This is a genomic window from Streptomyces peucetius, from assembly GCF_025854275.1.
GTDB lineage: Bacteria > Actinomycetota > Actinomycetes > Streptomycetales > Streptomycetaceae > Streptomyces > Streptomyces peucetius_A.
This window is the reverse complement of the sequence record NZ_CP107567.1, coordinates 6,254,501-6,276,826: the sequence shown is the minus strand read 5'-3', so window position 1 is coordinate 6,276,826 and position 22,326 is coordinate 6,254,501. Positions and strand designations below refer to the sequence as shown.

At 70.8% G+C, this 22,326-nt stretch carries 12 protein-coding genes; 6 read left to right on the top strand and 6 right to left on the bottom strand.

Annotation, left to right across the window (positions count from 1 at the left end):
* Window positions 1-18: 18 nt before the first annotated feature.
* Both OGH68_RS28515 and OGH68_RS28510 read right to left on the bottom strand, forming a co-directional pair.
* The gene (locus tag OGH68_RS28515) at window positions 19-8,568 is read right to left on the bottom strand and encodes a DNRLRE domain-containing protein (RefSeq protein WP_264247876.1); all 8,550 of its coding nucleotides are present in this window, start codon (window positions 8,566-8,568) and stop codon (window positions 19-21) included.
* Window positions 8,569-9,159: 591 nt separating this feature from the next.
* Window positions 9,160-9,819, bottom strand: coding sequence for an isochorismatase family protein (locus OGH68_RS28510; RefSeq protein WP_264247874.1), 660 nt, complete (start codon window positions 9,817-9,819; stop codon window positions 9,160-9,162).
* Between the two features lie 153 nt (window positions 9,820-9,972).
* On the opposite strand from OGH68_RS28510, the gene OGH68_RS28505 reads away from it, so the two are divergent.
* Together OGH68_RS28505 and OGH68_RS28500 are read left to right on the top strand one after the other, a co-directional pair.
* The gene (locus OGH68_RS28505; protein ID WP_264247873.1) at window positions 9,973-12,729 is read left to right on the top strand and encodes an ATP-binding protein; all 2,757 of its coding nucleotides are present in this window, start codon (window positions 9,973-9,975) and stop codon (window positions 12,727-12,729) included.
* Window positions 12,730-12,821: 92 nt separating this feature from the next.
* On the top strand, window positions 12,822-13,211 hold the full coding sequence (locus OGH68_RS28500; RefSeq protein WP_264247871.1) for a hypothetical protein: 390 nt from the start codon (window positions 12,822-12,824) through the stop codon (window positions 13,209-13,211).
* A 99-nt stretch (window positions 13,212-13,310) separates the two neighbouring features.
* Here the strand turns inward: OGH68_RS28500 and OGH68_RS28495 are convergent, their stop codons facing one another.
* The 3 genes from OGH68_RS28495 to OGH68_RS28485 all read right to left on the bottom strand — a co-directional run bounded on the left by OGH68_RS28495 (window position 13,311) and on the right by OGH68_RS28485 (window position 15,083).
* Window positions 13,311-13,859, bottom strand: a complete 549-nt coding sequence (locus OGH68_RS28495; RefSeq protein ID WP_264247869.1) for a DUF1062 domain-containing protein — start codon at window positions 13,857-13,859, stop codon at window positions 13,311-13,313.
* A 29-nt stretch (window positions 13,860-13,888) separates the two neighbouring features.
* Window positions 13,889-14,632 carry a transposase family protein gene (locus tag OGH68_RS28490; RefSeq protein ID WP_413471087.1) on the bottom strand — a complete coding sequence of 248 codons (744 nt, stop codon included), beginning with the start codon at window positions 14,630-14,632 and terminating at the stop codon, window positions 13,889-13,891.
* 214 nt (window positions 14,633-14,846) lie between these two features.
* Window positions 14,847-15,083: a hypothetical protein gene (locus OGH68_RS28485; RefSeq protein ID WP_264247868.1), complete on the bottom strand. Its 237-nt coding sequence runs from the start codon at window positions 15,081-15,083 to the stop codon at window positions 14,847-14,849.
* A gap of 30 nt (window positions 15,084-15,113) precedes the next feature.
* Here OGH68_RS28485 and OGH68_RS28480 point away from each other — a divergent pair, with 30 nt between their 5' ends.
* Window positions 15,114-15,785, top strand: coding sequence for a flavin reductase family protein (locus OGH68_RS28480; RefSeq protein ID WP_264247866.1), 672 nt, complete (start codon window positions 15,114-15,116; stop codon window positions 15,783-15,785).
* An 83-nt stretch (window positions 15,786-15,868) separates the two neighbouring features.
* Here the strand turns inward: OGH68_RS28480 and fusA are convergent, their stop codons facing one another.
* Entirely contained in the window at window positions 15,869-17,962 is a 2,094-nt protein-coding gene (fusA, locus tag OGH68_RS28475) for an elongation factor G (RefSeq protein WP_264247865.1), read from the bottom strand.
* Between the two features lie 584 nt (window positions 17,963-18,546).
* On the opposite strand from fusA, the gene OGH68_RS28470 reads away from it, so the two are divergent.
* From OGH68_RS28470 to OGH68_RS28460, 3 genes are all read left to right on the top strand, one after another.
* A complete protein-coding gene (locus OGH68_RS28470; protein WP_264247864.1) occupies window positions 18,547-19,599 on the top strand; it encodes a PucR family transcriptional regulator in 1,053 nt (350 codons plus the stop codon).
* A gap of 135 nt (window positions 19,600-19,734) precedes the next feature.
* Window positions 19,735-21,420, top strand: a complete 1,686-nt coding sequence (locus tag OGH68_RS28465) for a ribonuclease J (protein ID WP_264247863.1) — start codon at window positions 19,735-19,737, stop codon at window positions 21,418-21,420.
* Window positions 21,421-21,535: 115 nt separating this feature from the next.
* The gene (locus OGH68_RS28460) at window positions 21,536-22,318 is read left to right on the top strand and encodes a spermidine synthase (protein ID WP_264247862.1); all 783 of its coding nucleotides are present in this window, start codon (window positions 21,536-21,538) and stop codon (window positions 22,316-22,318) included.
* The last annotated feature ends 8 nt before the right edge of the window (window positions 22,319-22,326 follow it).

Here is a 22,326-nt window from a genome sequence, read left to right as displayed (position 1 = left end):
CCTTCTCCGGTCGCCGCGTCACGGTGTCCCCCCGGTGGGAACCGGGGCTCCTGTTCCGGGAGCGTTGAGCATTCCGAGGTTCTGCCCTGTCTTCAGGGTGTTGGGCACGAAGACGTCCGTGATCCTCAGGCCCGTGGAACCGTCGGGGTTCGTACCATAGGCGGAGATGTGGAATCCGGTGGGCACCGTCCTGCTGCCGCTGTACTCGGGTGTCACCGTGTACAGCACGTGCTGGCCCGCGTCGACGGCCGCCCTGACCCGTGCCTCGTAGGTGCTCATGTTGTTCGCGCCCTGGGTCGACCCCTCCTGGGCGGCGTTGGCCCCCCGGGCGCAGGTGGCCAGGTTCTTCGGGTCGGTGCCGGACCCGCTCAGCTGCTTGCCGAGGAGGTGGCAGGCGTTGATGTTCTCCTGCACCGGCCTGGCCCCGAAGTGGCCGGCCGCCCGCTGCGCCCACCGGTATCCCGGCGGGGTGACCACCGAGGTGTCGGTCTTGGTGCCCGGGTTGTTCGCCAGGTACTCCGGGGTCAGGCAGGCCGTCACGCCCGTGGCCCGGTTGCCGTTGGCGGAGTCCAGGTCGCCGTGCTCGACCCATCCCTCACCGCAGTCGACCTTCTTGTCCTCCCCGTCGGGCTCCGGCTTGGGGACCGGCCGCGGGGTGGGCTTGGGGTCCGGCGCCGGCGTGTCGTCGGCCTCCTCAGTCGCCTCCTGGATCTCCTCCACGGCCTTCTCGACGACGACGGCCACCGCGAGGACGACCACCGCCACCACCACGACCGCGGCGACCACCGTCAGCGCGGCGGCCACCGCGCCCAGGCCCAGCGCGGCCGCTATGGCGAAGTGGCCGTCGATCTCGACGTTGGAGATCGGGTTGCCGCCGGTGAAGGCGTACCGGTTGCCCGTGTACGGGTCGGTGCCGAGGCCCATGTCGGCGAGGGCGCCGTTGTACATGTCCCGGGTCGTGAAGCGGTTCAGCCCCGGGTCGTAGTCGCGGAAGCCCATGTCGTAGGTGCCGGACTGGGCGTCCCACCGCTTGGCGTTGTAGCGGTAGGAGTTGTACTCCTCCTTCGTGGGATCGGCCGGGTCGGGCTTGTCGATGCCGGTGAACTCGGACTCGTCCGCGGCACCGTAGGCCGTGTAGCCGTACGTGGCCTTGGTGTTGCCCGCGTCGTCGGTCACGGTCTCGACGTCGGTGTGGCTGTTGTAGCCGTACGTGCCGTCCTCGGTCGTGCCGTCCTCGTTGTGCTTGATCTGGGAGAGCCGCTGACCCCAGGGGCTGTACTGGTAGGACTTGGTCAGCTTGCCGGCGACCTCTTCGGTCAGCACCTCGCTCGACAGCCCCAGGTAGCGGTAGTCCGTCGTCTTGCCGTCGACGGTCTTCGACGTGGTGCGGTCCAGCGGGTCGAAGGCGTACGTGGTGGACTCCATCGCGCCGTCGGGGCCCATCTGCTGGGACTCGACGACATGGTCGAAGCCGTCGTACACGCTCCGCGAAACGATCTGCCCGTTCTTGCTGACCGACTCCTGGCGGCCGAACGGGTCGTAGTTGAACGAGGACGTCGCTCCTGCCGTCGTCGAGGTCAGCAGCCGGTTGCGGTCGTAGCCGAACGTGGTGGTGGTGTCCTGGACCGTCTGGCTGATGACGTTGGCGTTGTCGTCGTGGACGTACGTCTCCGTGGTCGCGCCGTTGCCGGTCTTCACCGACTTGGCGATCCGGTCGACCGGGTCGTAGGTGTAGTCGGTGGTCGAGGAGAGGTACGCCGAGTGGTCGTCGGCGTTCATCTTCTTCGCCGCGTCCTGCGCCTTGTTGCCGTTGGCGTCGTACGCGTAGGTGTGCGAGGCGACGAGGGTGCCGTCGGCCTTCTTCTCCGTGGTGCTCTCGATCGTGCCGTCGCGGAAGTACGTGGTGTCGACGGTGTTCCCGTTGTCCTTGACCTCGCGCTTCACCTGCCCCCGCGAGGTGTAGGTGTACGACGACACCTTCGGTGCGGGATCGGTGGGCGAGGTGCCCACCGAGACGGTCTTCACCAGGTCCCGCAGGTCGTAGGTGTACTTGGAGAACTGGTCGGGATGCGTGATCGACTCCGGCTTGCCGTTGGCGTCGTACGCGTAGGAGGTGGTCTTCTTCTCCTGGCCCGCCAGGGCCTCGGTGATCTTCTGGACCTCGTTGAGCTCCGTGTAACCGATGGTGTAGGCGTCGATCTTCGCACCGGACGAGAGGTCGTCGATCGAGGACAGGTTGCCGTTGAGGTCGTAGGCGTACCGGAAGCGGTGCTGCTCCGTGTCCGTGTCACCGGAGGTGTCCCGGACCAGCTTGACGCCGTCGGCCACGACCGCGCCGCTGCCGTTCTGGAAGAGCTCCAGCCCGGCCTCGTTGCCCTGGGTGAACTCGTACGTGCCCAGGGACACCCAGGTGCCCGCGCCGGCCGTCTGGTCGACGGTCTTCTCGGTGGTCCCGGCAGCGTGGGTGACCTTGTACTTCGCGGCCGTCGCGGCTCCGGAGACCTGCGGGAACTTCACATAGGCGGTGTACGTGCCGTCCTTGGGGATGTTCAGCGTCCAGGTGAACGCGTCCGTCCCGCTCCCCGCCGCGTGGACCTGATGGTCGTAGCCCTGCTCGCCCGCGGCGCTCTGTTTGGTCCAGGTGCCGGTGGCGGAGGTGTGCTGGACGTCGGAGTTGTCGACGAGCGGGACCGCGCTGCCCACCGGCACGCCGTCGTCCGTCTTCTCCTTCAACTTGCCGTTCGGGAAGTACTCCCAGCCCATGGTGCGGCTGGTGGAACCCCCCGCGGAGGTCAGCGTCCGCGAGGTCTGCTGGCCGAGGTCGTTGTAGTCGTAGGTGGTGACGATGTCCCACGGGTCGGTCGACGACTTGGCCCACCCGTTGTCGAAGTAGGTGAAGACCGTGTCGTTGCGGACGGTCTGGCCCTCGGACGGGGGCAGCGACGTCCGCTCGACCCTGCCGACCTCGTCGTAGAAGGTCTGGGTGTAGACGTTCGGGCTGTTGTAGCGGCTGTCGGCCGGGTCGTACGGCTGGAACTGTTTGACCGGGCGGTTCAGGGCGTCGTACTCGGTCCGCGACGCGAAGTCGCCGGGCTCCGCGGTGGCCGTGCCCCGCGGTGTGACGACCCGGGTGGCGTTGCCCACCTCGTCGTACTCGAAGCGGGTCGTGCGGTAGGTGATGTCGCCGTCGGCGCCCTTGTGGGGCACCTTGGTCTCGGTCCGCTTGCCCCGCTCGTCGTAGCTGATCTCGGTGGTGTTGCCGTCCGCGTCGGTGGCGGAGACGACGAGCGAGTCCTTGTCGTACGCGCGCCGGGTCGTGTTGCCGAGCGCGTCCGTCATCCGGACGATCCGGTGGTTGAGGTCGTAGGCGTTCTTGGCGGAGTAGTCGGTGGTGTCGGCGGTCGCGTTCTTCTTCGGGTCGACGACCGTGACCAGGTTGCCGACCTCGTCGTACTCGTACGAGATCCGGTCGCCCTCCGCGTTGACCACGGACGTCAGCTGGTAGATCTCGTCGTAGTTGTTGGTGGTGACGAAGTCGTCGGGATCGGCGGTCGTCGCGGTGCCCTTGGGCTCCGTGGTCGAGCGCAGATGACCGGCCTTGTCATAGGTGTACGTCGTGGTGCGCTCCGGCGCGGTCTCCGAGTCCCTCGGGGCGGTCGCCGATGTGAGCTGGTCCGCGGCGTCGTACACGGCGGTCGAGACCGCACCGCTCGGGGCGGTCGCCCGGGTGACGTTGTCGTTGGCGTCGTAGACGGGTGCCGGAGTGGTGATCAGCTCGTCCGCGTTCTGGTCCTTGGGCACCGAGTTGACCAGCGGACGTCCGTAGGTGTCGTACGTCTGCGTGGTCTTCTTGTCCAGCGCGTCGGTGACCTGGGTGACCTGGCCGCGCTCGTCGTACTCGAACGACGTGGTGTTGCCGAGGGCGTCGGTGATCTCAGCCGGGAAACCCGTCGGTCCGAAGCCGGCGTTGACGGTCGGGTTGCCCCGCGCGTCGATCACCTTGGCCAGCAGGCCGTGGGCGTCGTACTCGTACCGCGTGGTGTAGTCGTCCGCGTCGGGCGAGGCGACGCCCTTGGGGTCGGTGACCGAGACGAGGTTGCCGAAGTCGTCGTAGCCGAACTCCCAGGTTCGGCCCTGCGGGGACGTCTTGCGGTGGATGTCGGCCGAGTAGCCGTCCAGACGTGTCCGGTACTCGTACTTCTGTGCGTTGGCCGGATACACGCCCGGGGCGCAGTCGCTCTGCGGCGGGACACCGGCTTTGTTGTGCTCGGCGTCACGCTTCCACAGCGGGTAGCCGGTCCGCTGGTCGTAGCAGTACGCGGTCGTCGCGCCGTTGGCCTCCTCGAGGTAGGTGACGTTGTTGTCCGCGTCCCATGTCAGCCTGGTCGTCTGTGACTTGGCGTTGACCGTCTCCACCGGCCGGCCGAAGTCGTCCGTCACATAGGTCGTGGCGCGGTTCTCGGCGTCGGTGACCTTCGTCCTGGTGAACTCGGGCGTGGCCGTGTCGGCGGCGTAAGCGAAGCCGGTGCTGCCGCCGAGCCGGTCGGTGATGGTCTGCGTCCACCAGTGGTACTTCGGGTCGTCGCCCTCCTTCGGGTAGTAGTACGCCAGGCCGGTGGCGTTGCCGCGCGGGTCGGTGACCTCGACCAGCTTGACGTTCTTGTTGCCCTGGGTGGCGTCGTAGGTGAAGGAGAACACCTTGGGCTGGGCGGAACCCGCGCCGTCGGTGAGCTTGGTCAGCAGGCCCTTGTCGGAGTACTCGAAGGTCAGCTTCCGCCCCGAGATGTCCGTCATCGACCTGACGTGGTCGACGATCTTCGGGGAGGTGGTGTCGCCCTTGCCGTAGTAGTCCACCGTCAGCGACTGCCGGCCGGCCGGGTCGGTGACGTAGGCGAGGAACTTCGTCGGCTTGTTGTTGGACTTGCGCTCCTCGTACGTGAACGTCTGCGTGTTGCCGTTCTTGTCGACCGCCGACGTCATGTAGCCGTCACAGCCGAACAGGAACCGCGTTCCGTCGGGGCGGGTCAGCGTCCAGGCGTCGGGCACCGGGTCCTTGGCAGGGGTGCAGTCCAGGCCCGGCTTCGCGTTGAGCTTGTAGTGGACGCCCGCGGGGGCCTTCCACGATCCGTCGTCCTGCTTGCGGAAGACGTGCGTGGTGCCGTCGCCGTCCGGCAGGCGGATCTCCGTCGGGCGCGGGTTCGGGTGGAAGTCCAGCGGCGCACCCAGCCGGATGGGACCCGAGACCTGTGCCGACCAGCCGTGCCCGAGGACGGTGTCGCTGGTGTCCAGGGAGTTGTAGGCGAACCGGACGAACGTGTTGAGGCCGCGGCCCGGGTTGGAGAACGCGTTGTACTGCCAGACGCTGTTTCCCGCCGCCGTGCTGTTCATCAGGCTGGAGCCGGCACCGGTGTTCTTGCCGGTGTAGGAGTAGAACTTCTCCAGGCCGAGCTGGTCGGAGGTGGGGTCCTCGACGGCCACGTTCTGCTTCAGCCCGGGGATGCCCGTCGTGCCCGATGTCCAGGTGCCGGCCGTCTTGTCGAAGACGTCCCAGGTCAGCGCGTAGTCGGTGCGCTTGTTGCCGGAGTCCGAGTTGATCGGCGTCTGCACCCGTGCCTGGAGAGTGACCGAGTCGCCGGGGGCGACGTCGTGGGGCAGGGCGGTGTGGATCTGGTTGCCGCCGTTCGTGACGTCCGTGCCGTCGGGCAGCGCCCATCGGTAGGTGAGGACCTTGTCGGCGGCCGTCCAGGTGGCCGTGGTGGTGTTGGTGAGGGTGAGATCCACCGTGTAGGTGGTGTTCGGGGTCATCCGGGCGGGGGTCTGAGGCGCGTAGTACGTCGACTCGGTGGTCGAGTCGATGTACGTGATCACGAACTTCGGCCGCAGCCGCTGCTCGGCGCCCTCCGACGACAGGAACAGGGTCCGCTCCTGCGAGGCCGTCTCGTCGGCCGTCTTGAGGGCGAGGCCCTTCTGCGAGGCCGGGTCGGCCACCCAGGACTGGGCGAGGGACGTCACGTTCCAGTCGTGGCGCGACGGGTCGTTCGACATGGACCCGCTGTCGGCGATGGCTGCGCCGACATCACCGCCCCGGGTGGTCCAGCCGGTGGTGGCGTCGGCCTTCTCCCAGGTGGCGGCCTCGTCGAAGTCGCGGGTCAGGGGCCTGAGTTCGTACACGGCTCCGTCGGCGGTCTTCGTGGTCTGGGTGCCCCAGAGCCGCACATTGGCGTCCAGCACCCGCGCCGTGGAGGGGACACCGAGCGCCGGGAACCGCAGCAGGGCGCGGGTGTTGCCGTAGGTCGAGGAGTTGTTGCCGACCGAGAGCCAGGTCTGCGGTCCTCCGTCGTCGATGACGTCGTGCGTGGCCGTGGGCCGGGCCGAGGACACCGTCGTGTCCGCCGAGGCGAACAGCACCTTGGTGATCCGGCCGGCCTTCGGCAGTCGCACCAGCTGCGTCGGGGCGCTGATGACCTCGCCGTCCCTCGTCTTCACGGCGACCATGTAGTAGTACGCGCGGCCGAAGGGATCCGCGTCGTCCGCTCTGGTCGGCACCGCCGTCGTGTCGGTGAACGCCGTCGTGTCCGGTGCGACCGGTGAGACGAGGGTGGACGCGGAGGGGGTGAAGCTCTGGAAGACGGAGCGGTGGACCTGGTACTCGACGATGTCGTCGCCCGTGGCGACCGGGTCCTGGTCCTGGTAGGCGGACCAGTCCAGCTCCGCTCCGGTGGCACGGACCGTCGTCGGCGCCGCGAGGTCGACACCCTGGCGGCCGAACGTCAGCACCAGGCGCGGGTAGTTGACCGTCTCGCCCATGTAGGCGTATTCGCTGCCCTCGTACCGCGGGCCGCCCTTCGGGCCGTCCGCGCTCTCGTCGCCGGCCTTGACGACGAAGCCGTGGTTGGCGTTCGTGCCGTCCACCCATGACTGGACGGTCTTCGTGACCGGGAACGAGTGCCAGGTGTTCAGCTCGCCCGGCTTCTTGGTGACGACCCCGCCCTTGGTGAACCGGACGGCGTCCGCGATCACCGCCGTCGACGTCGACCCCGACCCGTCCCCCAGGACGACCTTGCCGAGCGTGCCGGCCTCGAAGGGGTGCGAGCCGAGCGTCTTCCACACTCCGGCGCTGCCGGCCCGCTGGTCGACGGTGTAGGTCTTGCTGCCTCCGTCGTAGGTGACGGTGTAGGGCGCGGCGGTGGCACGGTCGAACGCGGGCACATAGTGCGCCTCGACCTGGTAGGTGCCGTCCTCGGGGAGGCTCGGCTGCCAGGTGTAGGTGTCCCCCGCGACCGAGTCCTTGTTGTACAGGTAGTCCTGGTTCACCGCGTACTGCGTGAAGGCGGTGTTGCCGGAGGCCGGCCAGGCGCCGGAGGCGGCGGTCCGGCCGGTGTCGCCGTCGTCGACCACGACGGCGGTGCCGGACAGTTCACCGGTGATGCCGTTGGCGCTGTTCCACGTGGCGGTCGACTCGGTCCAGGCCTGCGTGGCGCGATGCGCCTCGAGCCGAACCTCGTTGTCGTTGGTGGTGTGCGTCTGGTCGTAGTACAGACGCAGATCCGCCGAGTCCACCTTGGTGCCGGTGGGGATGCCGTTCAGCGGGAACTTCACGAGCGCCCGGGAAGCACCGCTGCTGGTGTTGCCGACGGACAGGCGCCAGCTCTCGTCGTAGTTGTCCGCCGGACCGTCGGAGGAGATCATCACGTCCTGCGCCGTGGACGGCGTCGGCGCGATGGCGATCGTCGGATCGACCGTGACCGGGTACTGCCGCTCGCTGGCGGCCAGCCACTTCGCGTCCGGGACCAGGGTGAGCTTCCAGTCCTTGCCCGCCTTGGTGAGCCGCTGCTCCACGGCCGTGCTGTACCGGGTGCCGTACGGCGACGACTCGTCCTTCCCGGCGTCCGTCATGAACGCGGCCGGGATCACCAGCACCGGGTCCGCGGCCTCGCCGTAGAAGCGGACCGAACCGTCCTTCGCCGCCTTCGGTGTCAGTCCGTCCGCGTCCAGGGTGAAGGTGAACGACACCGGTCCGTCGGGCCGCTCGGTCAGGACGATGTTCTCCTTGACCCGTCCGGGGCCGACCTCGTACGACAGGTCCGCACCGGCCACCGCGTCCTTGTAGGTCACGGTGTTGCCCTCGGCCACGGGCGTGAGACGGCCCGCGCCCTCGAGACCGAGGGTCACCGCGTGACCGTCGCCCGCCTCGAAGCGCAGCAGCCGGTCCGCGTCGGAGCCGAACCGGCTGGTGGCCGTGTTCGTGGTGTTGGCGAAGTCGAAGCCCGCCGCCTCGGAGGCGCGGACCGTCGGGTCGATGGCCTTCCAGGACTTGCCCGCGCGGTAGGAAGTCGGCACGGCCGAGACCTCGGCCTGCACCCTGCCGTCGGACAGCTTCCAGAAGCGCTGGTTGGCCGTCCGTCTGCCGGTCAGCTCCGCAACACGCTTCGCCTTCGGAGCAGCCTCGCCCTTCGGCAGCTCTTCACGGCTCGGCAGGGTCTCAGTACCGCCCGTCGACGGCTCGTCCGGCCCGGTGTCGCCGTTGCCGTCCTCGTCCGAGAACCAGCCCGCGACGGTGTCCAGCACGCCTTCGCCGTCACTGTCCGAAACTGGTGCCGCATAAGCGACTTGTGGCAACATCGTGCTGGCGACAGCGGAAACAACGAGGCAGGCTATCGCCCGCCCGAGTCTCACTTTCACGCCGTTCCCTCCCTCTGCGCCTCTCTCGCGCCTACGCGGAGAGAGCGCACCGGCGCGCCTGCGGCGGCCGCTCCGCCACCGGTCGCGGTGGAACTCGAGCCACGGCCGGCGCACTTCAGGGCACGCCGAGCAGGCCACCCCCACACACGGGAGAATGACCTCGCCCAGAGCCCGCCGGTCACGGCGCAGGCTTTCTATTCAAGGGATCACGGCAAAGTCAACTGACCTCATAATCAGGGCATTTGAAGTCATCGACGACGATCGGGCACACATCGGCCGGGCACGTGCGCCGGTGTCCGTGGCCGCGCCCGCCGCGGGGGCGGGGCGTGGCCGTGACGGGGCCGTGTCCATGGCCGGGCCGGGCACGTGTCCATGGCCGGGCCGGGCACGTGCCGCGGCCGCGGCACATGGCCGAGGCACGCGGCGGCGGGAGCTGTCGCTCCGGCCGCCGCGGGCCGTCGTGGCGGCGTCGTCGGCTCAGGCGCGGTCGGGTCCGAAAGCCGCCGCCAGTTGGCCGACGAGCGTCGCGAAGGGCATGTCGAGTGCGCCGTAGACCTCGCCGGCGATCGGGTCCGCGTTGTCGGCGAGGATCTCCACCATCAGCGCCGAGTAGTCGCTGACGACCACACCGGCCTGCTGCAGGCGGAGCAGGCCCGTCTCGCGCTTGGTGGCCCAGAACGTGCCGCAGGCGTCGACGGCCACGTACGTCTTGTAACCGGCGGCGGTCGCGGAGAGCGCCGGGAAGGTGGCGCAGACCTCCAGGGAGATTCCGGCGACGACGAGCTTGGGGCGGCCGGTCGCCTCGACCGCCTCACGGACACGGCCGTCGTCCCAGGCGTTGACCGAGCTGCGGTCGACGACCTTGTGCCCGGCGGGCAGCACGGCGCTCAGCTCGGGTACGAGCGGGCCCCACATGCCCGAGGCGGCAGTCGTCGTGGTGACGACGGGCAGGCCCAGCAGAGCGGCGGCCTTCGCCAGGCCGGTCACATTGTGCTTGAGGTCCTGCACGGTGATGTCCCGGACGCCGGTGAACAGGCCGACCTGGTGGTCGACCAGCAGGAGTGTGGTGTTGTCCCGGGTGAGCGGCTCGTGGACGCGGGTGGTCCGGGCGGCGGCCGGGCGGCTGGTCTCGGGCATGGGGTTACCTTCTTCTTCGTGTCGTACGGCCCTGTGCGCGGTTCCTCCGCGCTGCGGCCGTGGCCATGACCAGGAAGTTAGGCGGGCGCCCGCGAGGCCGAATCCGTAGCGCTTCAGTAGGTACGTACGTGGGTCGGGGAACGGGGATGCGTAATGCTGTACGGGCGGGACGCGGAGTCGGCCGCACTCGAAGGGCTCGTGGCGGGCGCGCGGGCGGGCACGAGCGGCGCTGTGGTGGTGCGCGGCGAGGCCGGTATCGGCAAGACGGCGCTACTGGCGCAACTGGCGCGGCCGGCCGAGGGCATGACCGTGCTGCGGGCGACCGGCGTCGAGCCGGAGTCCGACCTGGCCTTCGCCTCGCTGCTCCAGCTCCTCCGCCCCGTCGCGCACCACGCCGAGGCACTTCCGGCACCCCAGGCAGCGGCGCTGCGCGTGGCTCTCGGTACCGGCGGGCACGGCACGCACGACCGGTTCCTCACGGGGCTCGCGGTGCTGTCCCTGCTCGCCGAGGTCGCCGAGGGCGGCCCGGTGCTCTGCCTCCTCGACGACGCGCACTGGATCGACGGGCCGTCCGGCCAGGCCCTGTTGTTCGCCGCACGGCGGCTGACCGCGGAGGGCGTGGCGATGGTGTTCGCCGCGCGCGACGAGGGCTTCCCCGCGCCCGGAATCGTGGAACTGCGGCCCGCCCGGCTCCGCCGGGAGGAGGCCGCTCAGCTGCTCGGCGCGCTCGATGTGACGCCCGCACGGCGGGAGAGGATCATCCGTGAATCGGGCGGAAACCCCCTGGCACTCACCGAGTTCGCGGCAGACGACGGGCCGGAGCCCGGGCCGGCGGCGCCGTTGACCGCCACCGACCGGGTGCTCGCGGCCTTCCGCACCCGCATCGCGGCCCTGCCGGAGGGCGCCCGGCTGATGCTGCTCGTCGCGGCCGCCGGGTCACGGGCCGATGTCGCCCACCTGATGCAGGCGGCCGCGGTACTCGGCGCCGGACCGGAGGATCTCGCCAGGGCGGAGGCCGAGCGGCTGGTCGAAGTCACCGGCGACCGGGTGGCGTTCCGTCATCCGCTGATCCGTGCGGCGGCGTACGGCGGCGCCCCGCTGACCCGCCGGGTCGCGGTCCACCGGGCGCTGGCCGACACGGCGCCGACGCCGGACGGCACGGCGCTGCACCGGGCGGCGGCCGCGATCGGCCCGGACGAGGAGGCGGCGGCCGGGCTCGCGGCGCTCGCCGACCGGGCCCGCGCCCGGGGCGGCCACGCCTCAGCGGCGAACGTGTACCACCAGGCCGCCCGGATGTCCCCGGACCCGTCGGTGCGGACCGCACGCCTCACCGCGGCCGCCTGGTCCGCCGGGCAGGCGGGACTGGCGGCGCGATCCGGTGAGCTCGCGGAGGAGGCCGCGGCCGGCAGCGACGATCCGGCCGCGCTGGCCGAACTCGCGTACATCCGTTCCTTCTCCCTGTTCGAGAGGGACGCGGTGGGCGACGCGGTACGGCTGCTCACCGACCATGCCGCGGACGCGTCCTCGCCCGTGCGCGGCGCGGAGATGGTACGCACCGCCGCGTTCTACGCCTGGCACAGCGGTGACCTCCAGGCCCTGCGCGACTGCGCCGCCCGGCCCGAGTTGCATGCGGGCGAGTGCCCTGGCAACCGCGCGGTGCAGGGCCTGGCCCGGGTGGCGGCGGGCGACTTCGCGGGTGGACTGCCGCTGCTCGCGGGACTCCTCGACGGCGTGGGCGACGGCACGGGCGACCGGGCGGGCTCCGGCGCGGGCTCAGGCTCCGGCGCGCGGACGAACGCAGGCGCGGACGGAGCGGAGGCGCGCAGGGCGGGCGCGGGCGGCGCGGACCATCACACCCGTGCCCAGGCGGTCACCGGCGGACTGCTGCTCGGCGACGACGCCAGGCTCCGGCGGGTGGCGGAGGACGGGATCAGGCTCTGCCGGCAGGAGGGCGTCATCGGGCCGTTGCCCTTCCTGCTGAGCGTGCTCGGCCGACTGCAGGTCTTCGCGGGTGAGCACCGCGACGCGCTGGTCACCGTGGCCGAGGCGACGGCGCTCGCCCGCGACACGGGACTGCACAAGCGCGTCGTGCAGCTCGACCACGTCGTGGCCCGGATCGCCGCGATCGAGGGCGACGAGACACGCGTCCGCTCGCTGATACGGACCGGGCCCACGATCGACGGCAGCCACGGCATCGCCGCGATGATCCTGCTGGACCTGGGGCTCGGCCGGTACGAGGACGTACTGCGCCGGACCGACGAGGCGGAACGCGGCGGCGCGTGGCACTCCACCGCCTGCATCCTCGCCTGCGCGGACGCCGCCGAGGCGGCCGTCCGCCTCGGCGACCTGGACCGGGCGGGCCGCGCGGCCCGGCGGTTCGCGGCATGGGCAGAGGCGAGCGGCCGGCCCTGGGCGCGGGCCACGGCGTTGCGCCTCGAGGCGATGCGCACCCAGGACCTGGCGGTCTACGAGCGCGCGATCGAGGCGTACGGGGAGGTCCCCGGCGCACCACGGGCGCCGCGGCCCTTCGAGCGGGCCCGCACCGAGCTGCTCCACGGCGAGGCGCTGCGCCGCGCGCGCCGCACCACCGAGGCCCGTACGCAACTGCGGGCGGCGGCCGAGACCTTCGAGCGGCTCGGCGCCACGCCCTGGGCCGAGCGGGCCCGCGCGGAACTCCACGCCACGGGCGCGAGCCCCGCCTCACCGCCCACGGCACCGGCCTCGCCCGCGGCCTCCCTCACCCACCAGGAGCTCCAGGTGGCGCGCCTGGCGGCAGCGGGCACATCGAGCCGCGAGATCGCCGCGCAGCTGTTCCTCAGCCCGCGGACGGTGGAGTACCACCTGTACAAGGCGTATCCCAAGCTGGGCGTCACCTCGCGCAGGGAACTCGCAGGCCTGGACCTGTCCTGAGCCGCGGCCGGCCGCCTTGGCCCCGATCGGGCCGCCCGGCCGGTTGTCCAGGGCCGGCCCATCGGCGGAGCGGGCGGGTCTACGGTGACGGCATGAGCGACGACAGGATCAGGCCGGAGGACGAATGGCCGCTGCCGCCCGTCTGGATGTGGGCCTGCGAGGAGTGCGCCGGCCTCTACCGGACCATGAAGCACGTCCAGGAGGAGACCGAGGAGGCCCGGCTCACCTGCGAACCCGGCATCGACTTCGACCCGATGGACAGCGCCATCGGCACGCAGATCGCCCTCGCGCAGCACATGGCCGCCGCGCACCCGGAGCAACTGCCCGACTGGGACCCGGCCTGCGCGGGCTGCACAAGCCACCGCGAAGCCATCGCCCGCGACTCCGGTGCTGCCGACCGGGCCGCCTCCGCCGCCCACTTCGGCAACGAACACCGGGCCCGGCACGTGTTCGCACCGCCCAGCATCGTCGGACTGTACTGATTGACGACGGCGGCACTGACGACGACGGCGGCCCGGCAGTGCGGCCCCTGGGCCCGTCCGGTGAATCCTGCCGGACGGGCCCCAGGGCCTGAGGAGGGCTCAGCGTTTGAGCGTGAAGGTGAAGTCGCCGGAGAGCCTGCCATTCAGTCGGACCGCCGAAACGAGCTTCCCCGCCGTGATCAGTCTCTCGACCTCGGCCCGCGGAAGACGGCAGCCTTCAGCAATCAGTCGCACCAGCCGGACGGGGATCCGCGCCGCGAAGCGGACCGGGACGTCGATCACCTCGCGGTCCAGGTGATCCGATCCGCCGGTGTCGAGGCGCCAGGCGTTGTCCCAGTCGAGAGCGATGCGGTTACGGCGCCGCACGACCGGATCCTGGAGCAACTCAGCTGCCAGGGAAGGGTCGTTGTCATGCAGCCGGTCCAGCAGCTCAGGTCGTACGGAGCGCACATTCATCCGCTCCAGGACCGTGAGCTTTGTGGTTCCCCCGCAAGCGGTACAGAGCGCGAGGAGCCAGGCGTCGATGAGCTTGTGGTTGGCGTTGACGCGAAACTTGCCGCTTGTCCGGAAGCGGTCGGACGGGCACGCGTGGCAACGGCGGAGAACGAACGGCAGGCAGGTGGGCACGACCACCCAGCTGTTGAGCACAGAAATACACCGGTCTCAGTGAACGCTTCTCATCCTGAGCTCCAGGCGATCTCGATGGCGTGAACGGCGGCGACCGTGCGGCCGATGCGGTTGGTGCTGCAGCGGGCTTTGCGGAGGATCCGCCATTGCTTGAGGCGCGCAAAGGCACGTTCGCCCGGCGCCCGCAGCCGGGCGTGGTCCCGGTTGAACTGGGCGTACTTCTCGGGAAGGTCTCGGCCGTAGTAGGGGGTGCGGACGGTGGCTCCGGCTCCGCGGTAGGCCCGGTCGGCAAGGACGAGGAGCTGACGGGACAGACAGGCTTGGATCACACCGTGTGCGCGGGCTGCGGTCAGGTCGTGCGTGCGGCCGGGCAACGCTCGCGAGAACCACAGCGGTGTCCCGTCCGGCGCGGCCACGACCTGCACGTTCATCCCGTGACGGCGGTGCTTCATCGAGTAGTACGGCTCGTCCGCCGCGATGCGGTCGGTGGCGATCAGGGTGCCGTCGAGGATGACGAACCCCTCCGGCGGCAACTCGCGCAGGGCCTCGTGCAGGCTCGGGGCGCGCTCGGCGAGGATGTCGACCGTTTCGCTCACGTAGCGGCCGGCGGTCGCGGTGGAGACGCCGAACCCCGCTGCGACCTGGGCCAGAGTCTCGTTCTTGCGCAGGTGCACCAGGACAAGCAGGGCCTGCCGGAAGCAGCCCAGCCTGCGCCAGCGGGAGTTCAGCTCACACCTTCGGGCGTAGATGAGCCAGGAAACGTGCTCCACGACCTCGTGCGGGACGTCGAGCATGGCACGATGCGGGACCAACAGGGCTCCTGTGTCGAGACGTTGGCGAGTGAGATCACCAGCCGAAACGACCAGGAGCCCTGCCGCGTTACGGCCCCCGACCGCCAGCCGTCATCACCCGCGAACCACAGGATGAGAAGCGTTCAGTGAGAAGTCCGCAGCAAAAAGGGGCGCGGCGCACAGGCGCGACGCGCGACGATTCAGCGCTCGGGAGGTCTCACAGGGTGTACAACGGCACGTCCTTGCCCAGACTACTTGGTTCGGCAGCACGGTAATGGCGCGCGGCGGCGCCGTTCCACCGGTTTTCGAGCGCATCGCCGCCGGACTCTGTCCGGCGGAGCACGGACGATCCTGCTGGCGGACGCGGGGCGGCTTCGCCGCCACGGCGGCGATGCGGCTTTCGCGCAAGGTGCGACCAAGTGACGATCAGGTCGGTCGACACTTCGGCGGGCACCGAAGCTTCGCCCTCCTAGCGTGCTCCGACATGAACAGCACTGCGATTCCGACGGTCTGCGACGCCACCGACAAGGCCACCGGCACCGATCACCTCTCCATATCCCCCAGCATCCTGTACTTCGGGACCCCCGTCGCCCTGTTGACCACCGAGAACCCCGACGGCACACCCAATCTCGCCCCGGTCTCCTCGGCCTGGGCCCTGGGTCACACCGTCGTTCTCGGTCTGGGCGCTGAGGGCCACACCGTCGCCAACCTCGCTGACCGCCCGGAACTGGTCGTCAGCCTCCCCTCGCCCGATCTGTGGGCAGCGGTGGAACGACTCGCCCCGCTGACCGGCGCCGACCCGGTACCCGCGGCCAAGCGCGGCGTGTACCGCCATGAGCGGGACAAGTTCGCCGCATGCGGGCTGCACCCCCACCCCTCGGAGGTGGTCGGGCCGCCGCGTGTCGCCGAGTGCCCTCTGCAGTTCGAGGCCCGGGTGCGGTCCATCGTCCCGGCCGGCCCCGACGGCGCCTTCCGGATCGTCGAATGCGAGGTCGTGCGCGTCCACGCCTCCGCCTCCGTGGTGGTGCCGGGCACCCAGCACATCGACCCCGGGGCCTGGAGCCCCCTGATCTACAACTTCCGGCACTACTTCGGCCTCGACGGCCGGGAACTGGGCCACGGCTTCCGTTCGGAGACGGCGGCTTCACGGCCGTAGGCGGGGACGGGGGCGGGTACGGCGCGAGGTGGCACACGAGCGCCCCGTGCCGGTTGAAGTCCGGCTCCGGGGCGCTCATGCTGCTACGACGGCATCCCGCCCGTCACCGATGCCGGTGCCGGTGCGTAGCCGGCGGGCCGGGTGGTGAAGGTGCCCCGGCCCTGGGTGCGGCTGCGCAGGCGGGAGGCGTAGCCGAAGAGTTCGGCCAGCGGCACCGTGGCCGTCACCACCGCCGTGCCGGACCGGGCGGTCTGGCCGGCGACGCGGCCCCGCCGGGCCGCGAGGTCACCGAGGACCGTGCCGACCGCGTCGTCGGGCACGGTGACCGTGACCTCGGCCACCGGTTCCAGCAGGGCCGTCGCGGACGCGCGCAGCGCCTCGCGCAGACCGAACCGGCCCGCCGTGCGGAACGCCATCTCCGACGAGTCCTTGGAGTGGGTGGCCCCATCGGTCAGCGTCACCCGCAGCCCGGTCACCGGGTGTCCGCCGAGGGGGCCCTCGGCAAGGGCGTCCCGGCAGCCGGCCTCCACCGCGCGGACGAATTCCTGCGGTACCCGCCCGCCGGTGACGGTCGACGAGAACGCGAAGCCCTCGGCGCGGTCGTCGTCCGGGTCCAGCGGCTCGACGTCGAGGACGATGTGTGCGAACTGTCCCGCCCCGCCGTCCTGTTTGACGTGCCGATGGACGAAACCGGACACGCCGCGGGTGACGGTCTCGCGGTACGACACCTGCGGGCGGCCGACGCCCATCTCCAGCCCGTGGGCGCGGCGGATCTTCTCCACCGCGACCTCCAGGTGCAGTTCGCCCATGCCTGACAGCACCGTCTGGCCGGTCTCGGGGTCGGTCCGGACCGCGAGGGACGGGTCCTCCTCGGCCAGCCGGGCCAGCGCCGTCGCCAGCCGGTCGGTGTCGAGGCGGCTGCGCGCCTCGACGGCCACGGTGACGACCGGGGCGGCCGTGGTGGGCGGTTCGAGGAGCAGCGGCGCGGCCGGCGCGCACAGGGTCGCGCCGGTACGGGCCGACTTGATCCCGATCACGGCGACGATGTCCCCTGCCTCCGCCCGGTCCACCTCTGCGTGCCGGTCCGCCTGGACGCGCAGGATCCTTCCGACGCGTTCGGTGCGGCGGCTGCCTGCGTCGAGCACGGCGTCTCCCTTCTGGATCGTTCCCGCGTACACGCGTACGTACGTCAGGCGGCCCGTGGCCGTCGAGTTGACCTTGAACACCAGCCCGGCGAACGGCGCGTCCGGGTCGGCGGGCCGTTCCTGTTCCGTTCCGTCGTGGACGCCGCGGACGGGCGGTACGTCCTGTGGTGAGGGCAGATACGCGACGACGGCCTCGAGCAGCGGTTCGATGCCGCAGTTGCGGTACGCGGAACCGCACAGCACCACGACGCCCTCACCGCTGTGGGTCAGGTCGCGCAGCGCCGCCGCCAGGCTGGGCCCGGTGAGCGCGGACCGCTCGCAGAACTCCTCCAGTGCGGCGGAGTGCAGCTCGGCCACCGTCTCCTCCAGCAGGCGACGGCGCCGTTCCGCCTCCGCGCGCAGCTCGTCCGGCACCGGGCCCTCCTCGTACGAGTCGTGCCCCTTGCGCCAGATCAGGGCGCGCATACGCAGCAGGTCGACGACGCCGGTGAACCCGTCCTCCTGCCCGACGGGCAGTTGGACCACCAGCGGGACCGTCCGCAGCCGTTCCCGGATCGACCGGACGGCCGAGTCGAGGTCCGCACCGGCGCGGTCCAGCTTGTTGACGAACGCGATCCGCGGCACCGCGTGCCGGTCGGCCTGCCGCCACACGGCCTCGCTCTGCGGTTCGACTCCGGCGACGGCGTCGAAGACCGCGACGGCGCCGTCGAGCACCCGCAGCGAGCGTTCCACCTCGTCGGCGAAGTCGACGTGGCCGGGGGTGTCGATCAGGTTGATCCGGTGGTCGTCCCAGAGGCAGCTCACCGCCGCGGCGAAGATCGTGATGCCACGGTCGCGCTCCTGCGGGTCGAAGTCGGTGACGGTGGTGCCGTCGTGGACCTCGCCGCGCTTGTGGGTGGCGCCGGTGAGGTACAGGATCCGTTCGGTGACGGTCGTCTTGCCGGCGTCGACGTGGGCGAGGATGCCCATATTCCGGACGCGGGTCAGCGTGGTGGAGGAGTGGTCGGATCGGTGTCGCGGGTCGGTGCGCACGGCCCAGGGCCTTTCGGAATGTGGGAGCAGGGCAGCGCGATTCCCGTGCCGAACAGCCTCATCGGGACCTTCCGGAGGTCGGTCTGCCCGCCCCGTCGTCCGCCGCGGGCACGGATGCGTGTCGGGACACGCGCCGGCCACAGCGGTCGGGCGCCCGTCGGGGCGGACCCGCGGTCGCGGAGGCGGCAGACGAAGAGAGCCGGATCAGGCGTTCGTCACGGGTGTCCGGTGGCGGCCGCGCAGCCGGCACCGGGAGGACGAGGACACCAGGATCACGTCGTAACGTGACCGGGAAGCAGCGACGGCAGTGCGGCAACGCATGGTCGTGCTCCCCTCATCGGCTCGTGGACCACGGCCGTCGGCCGCAGTGCGCTGCGGTTCCGTTCGCACCGCGCGAGCCGAGTGTAGGGACGGCGACCGCGCTCAGGACACCGGTTTTCGAGAGCGGTGTCACGCCTGCCCTCGGGGCGCACCGGCTCACGTACCCCTCACCACCTGCGACGCTCCGCTCCCCCGTCTGCCACCCTGGTGGGATCGCATCGCATCAGGAACGCGTCAGCGAAGCATCGAGAACCGGGGGCACGGTGGCAAGACGGACGATTCCCGAGCAGTACCTGGCGGGGTACACCGACATCCTGACCGAGGTCGCCGTGACCGGACGGAGGCTCACACGCGACGAGTTGCAATCCCGGCGGGTGCTCGGTGAGCAGGCCGCGGAGGCCGGCCTGGGGCTGCGCGCGCTCGTCGTCCAGCACCTCGCCGCCACCCGGGCCGCCTGGCCGGGTACCGCCGCGGACAGTGTGCTCGCGGCAGTGGAGCAGGCTGTCGACGCGTTCGCCGAGGGCTACGAGCGGGCCCAGCGGCTCGCGGTCCGCCAGGAGGAGGCGGCACGCCGCGAGTTCATCGACGACCTCCTCTACGGCGGCAGCGACCTCGGCCGCCTCGCGGAGCGCGCCGAACGCTTCGGCCTCCGGCTCTCCCACGCACACGCCGTCGCGGTCGCGGGCAACCTCACCACGTACGAGGAGACCGGCTCGGTGCTGCGGAAGGTGGAGCAGGCCGTCTACGCCCGCTTCGGCGACCGCCGCATCCTGCTGACCACCAAGGACGGCCGGCTGGTGTGCATCGCGCCCGGCGACGAGGCCGACATCCTCACGTTCTTCGCCAAGCACGCCCACGCCGCCACCGACGGAGGCCAGGTCGCCGTCGGGCGGCCCCATCCCGGGCCGGGGGGTGTGGTCCACTCCTACGAGGAGGCGCTCAACGCTCTCGACCTGGCGCGGCGGATGCACATCGACGATCCGGTGCTGCGCGCCGCGGACCTGCTCGTCTATCCCGTGCTCACCCGTGACCGGGCGGCGATGGCCGACCTCGTGCACAACGTCCTCGGGCCTCTGCGGCACACCCGCGGCGGTCCGGGGCCGCTCCTCGACACCCTCACGGCGTACTTCGACTCGGGCTGCGTCTCGGCCGAGGCGGCCCGCCGGCTCAACCTGAGTGTCAGGGCGCTGACGTACCGGCTCGCGCGGATCCATCAGGTCACCGGCTCGAACCCCACCGACCCGGTGCACCGCTACACCCTGCAGACGGCGGTGATCGGGGCCCGTCTCCTGGACTGGCCGTCGTCGGACTCCTGACGCGGTGTGCCCTCACCCTCCGGGCACCCCCGGCCGCCCGGCGCGAGGACCGGGGCCGCCGCCGCGCGCAGCACCGGTGGACCCGCCGGATTGCGCCGTGGATCACCTGCGCCGACTCTCCGGTAGCGTCGGCGTATGAGTCATCCACATCCCGAATTGAAAGCCGCCCCTCCGCTGCCCGCCGGAGGACTGAGGGTCGTCGCCCTGGGAGGACTGGGCGAGATCGGCCGCAACATGACGGTGTTCGAGCACGCGGGCAAGCTGCTGATCGTCGACTGCGGGGTGCTGTTCCCCGAGGAGACACAGCCCGGGGTGGACGTGATCCTTCCCGACTTCTCCTCGATCAGGGACCGCCTGGACGACATCGTGGCCGTCGTCCTGACCCACGGGCACGAGGACCACATCGGTGGTGTGCCGTATCTGCTGCGTGAGCGCAGGGACATTCCGGTCGTCGGCTCGAAGCTGACGCTGGCCTTCCTGGAGGCCAAGCTGAAGGAGCACAACATCAAGCCCCGGACGGTGCGGGTCCGCGAGGGCGACCGGCGAGGATTCGGCCCCTTCGACTGCGAGTTCGTCGCCGTCAACCACTCCATCCCGGACGGGCTCGCGGTCGCCATCCGCACGGGTGCCGGCATGGTGCTGCACACCGGTGACTTCAAGATGGACCAGTTCCCGCTGGACGACCGCATCACCGATCTGCGCGCCTTCGCCCGGCTCGGAGAGGAGGGCGTGGACCTGTTCCTCACGGACTCCACGAACGCCGAGGTCCCCGGCTTCACCACCTCCGAACGCGAGTTGAATCCCGCGATCGAGCAGGTCCTGCGCACCTCCCCGAAGCGGGTCATCGTCTCCAGCTTCGCCAGCCATGTGCACCGTATCCAGCAGGTGCTGGACGCCGCGCACCAGTACGGGCGGAAGGTCGCCTTCGTGGGCCGGTCGATGGTCCGCAACATGGGCATCGCCCGCGAACTCGGTTATCTGAAGGTGCCGTCGGGTCTCGTGGTCGGCATGAAGGAACTGGAGAAGCTGCCGGACCACCAGATCACCCTGGTGTGCACGGGATCTCAGGGCGAGCCGATGGCCGCGCTGTCCCGGATGGCCAACCGCGACCACATGATCCGGATCGGCAAGGGCGACACGGTCCTGCTCGCCAGTTCCCTGATTCCCGGCAACGAGAGCGCCATCTACCGCGTCATCAACGGGCTGACCCGGTGGGGCGCGAACGTCGTCCACAAGGGCAACGCCAAGGTGCACGTCTCCGGGCACGCCAGCGCCGGTGAACTCGTCTACTGCTACAACATCGTCAAGCCCCGCAACGTCATGCCCGTGCACGGCGAGTGGAAGCATCTGCGGGCCAACGCCGACCTGGCCATCCGAACGGGCGTCGACCCCGACCGCGTGGTGATCGCCGAGGACGGTGTCGTCGTCGACCTGGTCGACGGGCGCGCCTCGATCACCGGCAAGGTGCCCGCGGGCAACGTCTACGTCGACGGCATGACGGTCGGCGGTGCCACCGAGGCGTCCCTGAAGGACCGCGTCACCCTCGCGGAGGAGGGCGTGGTGACGGTGGTCGCGATCGTGGACGCCGACACGGGAGCGCTCGCGGAGGCGCCCGACTTCCTGGCCCGTGGCTTCGTCCATGACGACACCACGTTCGAGCCGGCGATCGCGGTGATCGAGAAGACCCTGGCCAAGGCGGCGGAGGAGGGCGTCGGCGACGCCCGCCAGCTCGAACAGCTCATCGCCCGCGCGGTGGCGAACTGGGCGTTCCGCACCTACCGCCGCAAGCCCCTGATCATTCCCGTGATCATCGACGCCTGACCGGGCGTACCGGCCCGGCCGGGACGTCGACGGCTCCCCGGCTCCCAAGCCGCGCCCCGGGTCGGGCGACGCGAACGTCACGTGCAGCACCTACGGAACAAGGAACGGAACAGGGATGAGCGCACGTTTCGCCGAGCTCGACTGGAAACCGACGCCGATGGGCGACATCAGCCTGCGGCGCCGACGGGACCCGGTGACGGGCGACGCCGTGTACGAGGTGAAACTCGGCGACGAGTACCTCATGTCCAGCCTCTTCACGGCGGGCGAGATCGCACTCGCCCGCCTCGGCCTCGCGGCGCTGCCGGACACCGGGCTGGACGTGGCCGTCGGCGGCCTCGGCCTCGGCTGCACCGCACGGGCGGTGCTCGACGACACCCGGGTACGTTCCCTGATCGTGGTCGACACCCTCGGCGAAGTGATCGACTGGCACGAGCGCGGCCTCGTACCGCTGGGGCCGGGCCTGGTCGGTGACCCGCGGTGCCGGCTCGTCCACGGTGACTTCTTCGCCGGCGTCGGCGAGGGCGGGGCCCTCGACCCGGCAGACCCGCACCGCCGTTTCCACGCCGTCCTGCTCGACATCGACCATTCGCCCCGCCAGGTACTGCACCCCCGTCACCAGGCGCTCTACGGTCCTGCCGGGATGCGTGCCCTGGCCGGGCGGCTGCGGCCCGGCGGCGTCTTCGCGCTGTGGTCCAACGACCCGCCCGACGACGGCTTCAGCGCTGTGCTGGCGGACGTGTTCGCGGAGTCCGAAGCCCATGTCGTCCCCTTCGACAACCCGCTGCAGGGCGGCACGGCCACCAACACCGTCTACGTCGCGCGGACGGAACCTGCCACCCCGTGCCCGGCCCCGGACGCCGCCGGCGCCGCGGACCGCCCGGCGGCCGGAGGGCCGTGACGGCATCG

Bases quoted from the DNA above. Each gene is read 5' to 3' on its own strand.
- OGH68_RS28510 (WP_264247874.1), bottom strand. From the start codon at position 9,819: ATGCCCGAGACCAGCCGCCCGGCCGCCGCCCGGACCACCCGCGTCCAC.
- OGH68_RS28505 (WP_264247873.1), top strand. From the start codon at position 9,973: ATGCTGTACGGGCGGGACGCGGAGTCGGCCGCACTCGAAGGGCTCGTG.
- OGH68_RS28500 (WP_264247871.1), top strand. From the start codon at position 12,822: ATGAGCGACGACAGGATCAGGCCGGAGGACGAATGGCCGCTGCCGCCC.
- OGH68_RS28490 (WP_413471087.1), bottom strand. From the start codon at position 14,632: ATGCTCGACGTCCCGCACGAGGTCGTGGAGCACGTTTCCTGGCTCATC.
- OGH68_RS28480 (WP_264247866.1), top strand. From the start codon at position 15,114: ATGAACAGCACTGCGATTCCGACGGTCTGCGACGCCACCGACAAGGCC.
- OGH68_RS28465 (WP_264247863.1), top strand. From the start codon at position 19,735: ATGAGTCATCCACATCCCGAATTGAAAGCCGCCCCTCCGCTGCCCGCC.
- OGH68_RS28460 (WP_264247862.1), top strand. From the start codon at position 21,536: ATGAGCGCACGTTTCGCCGAGCTCGACTGGAAACCGACGCCGATGGGC.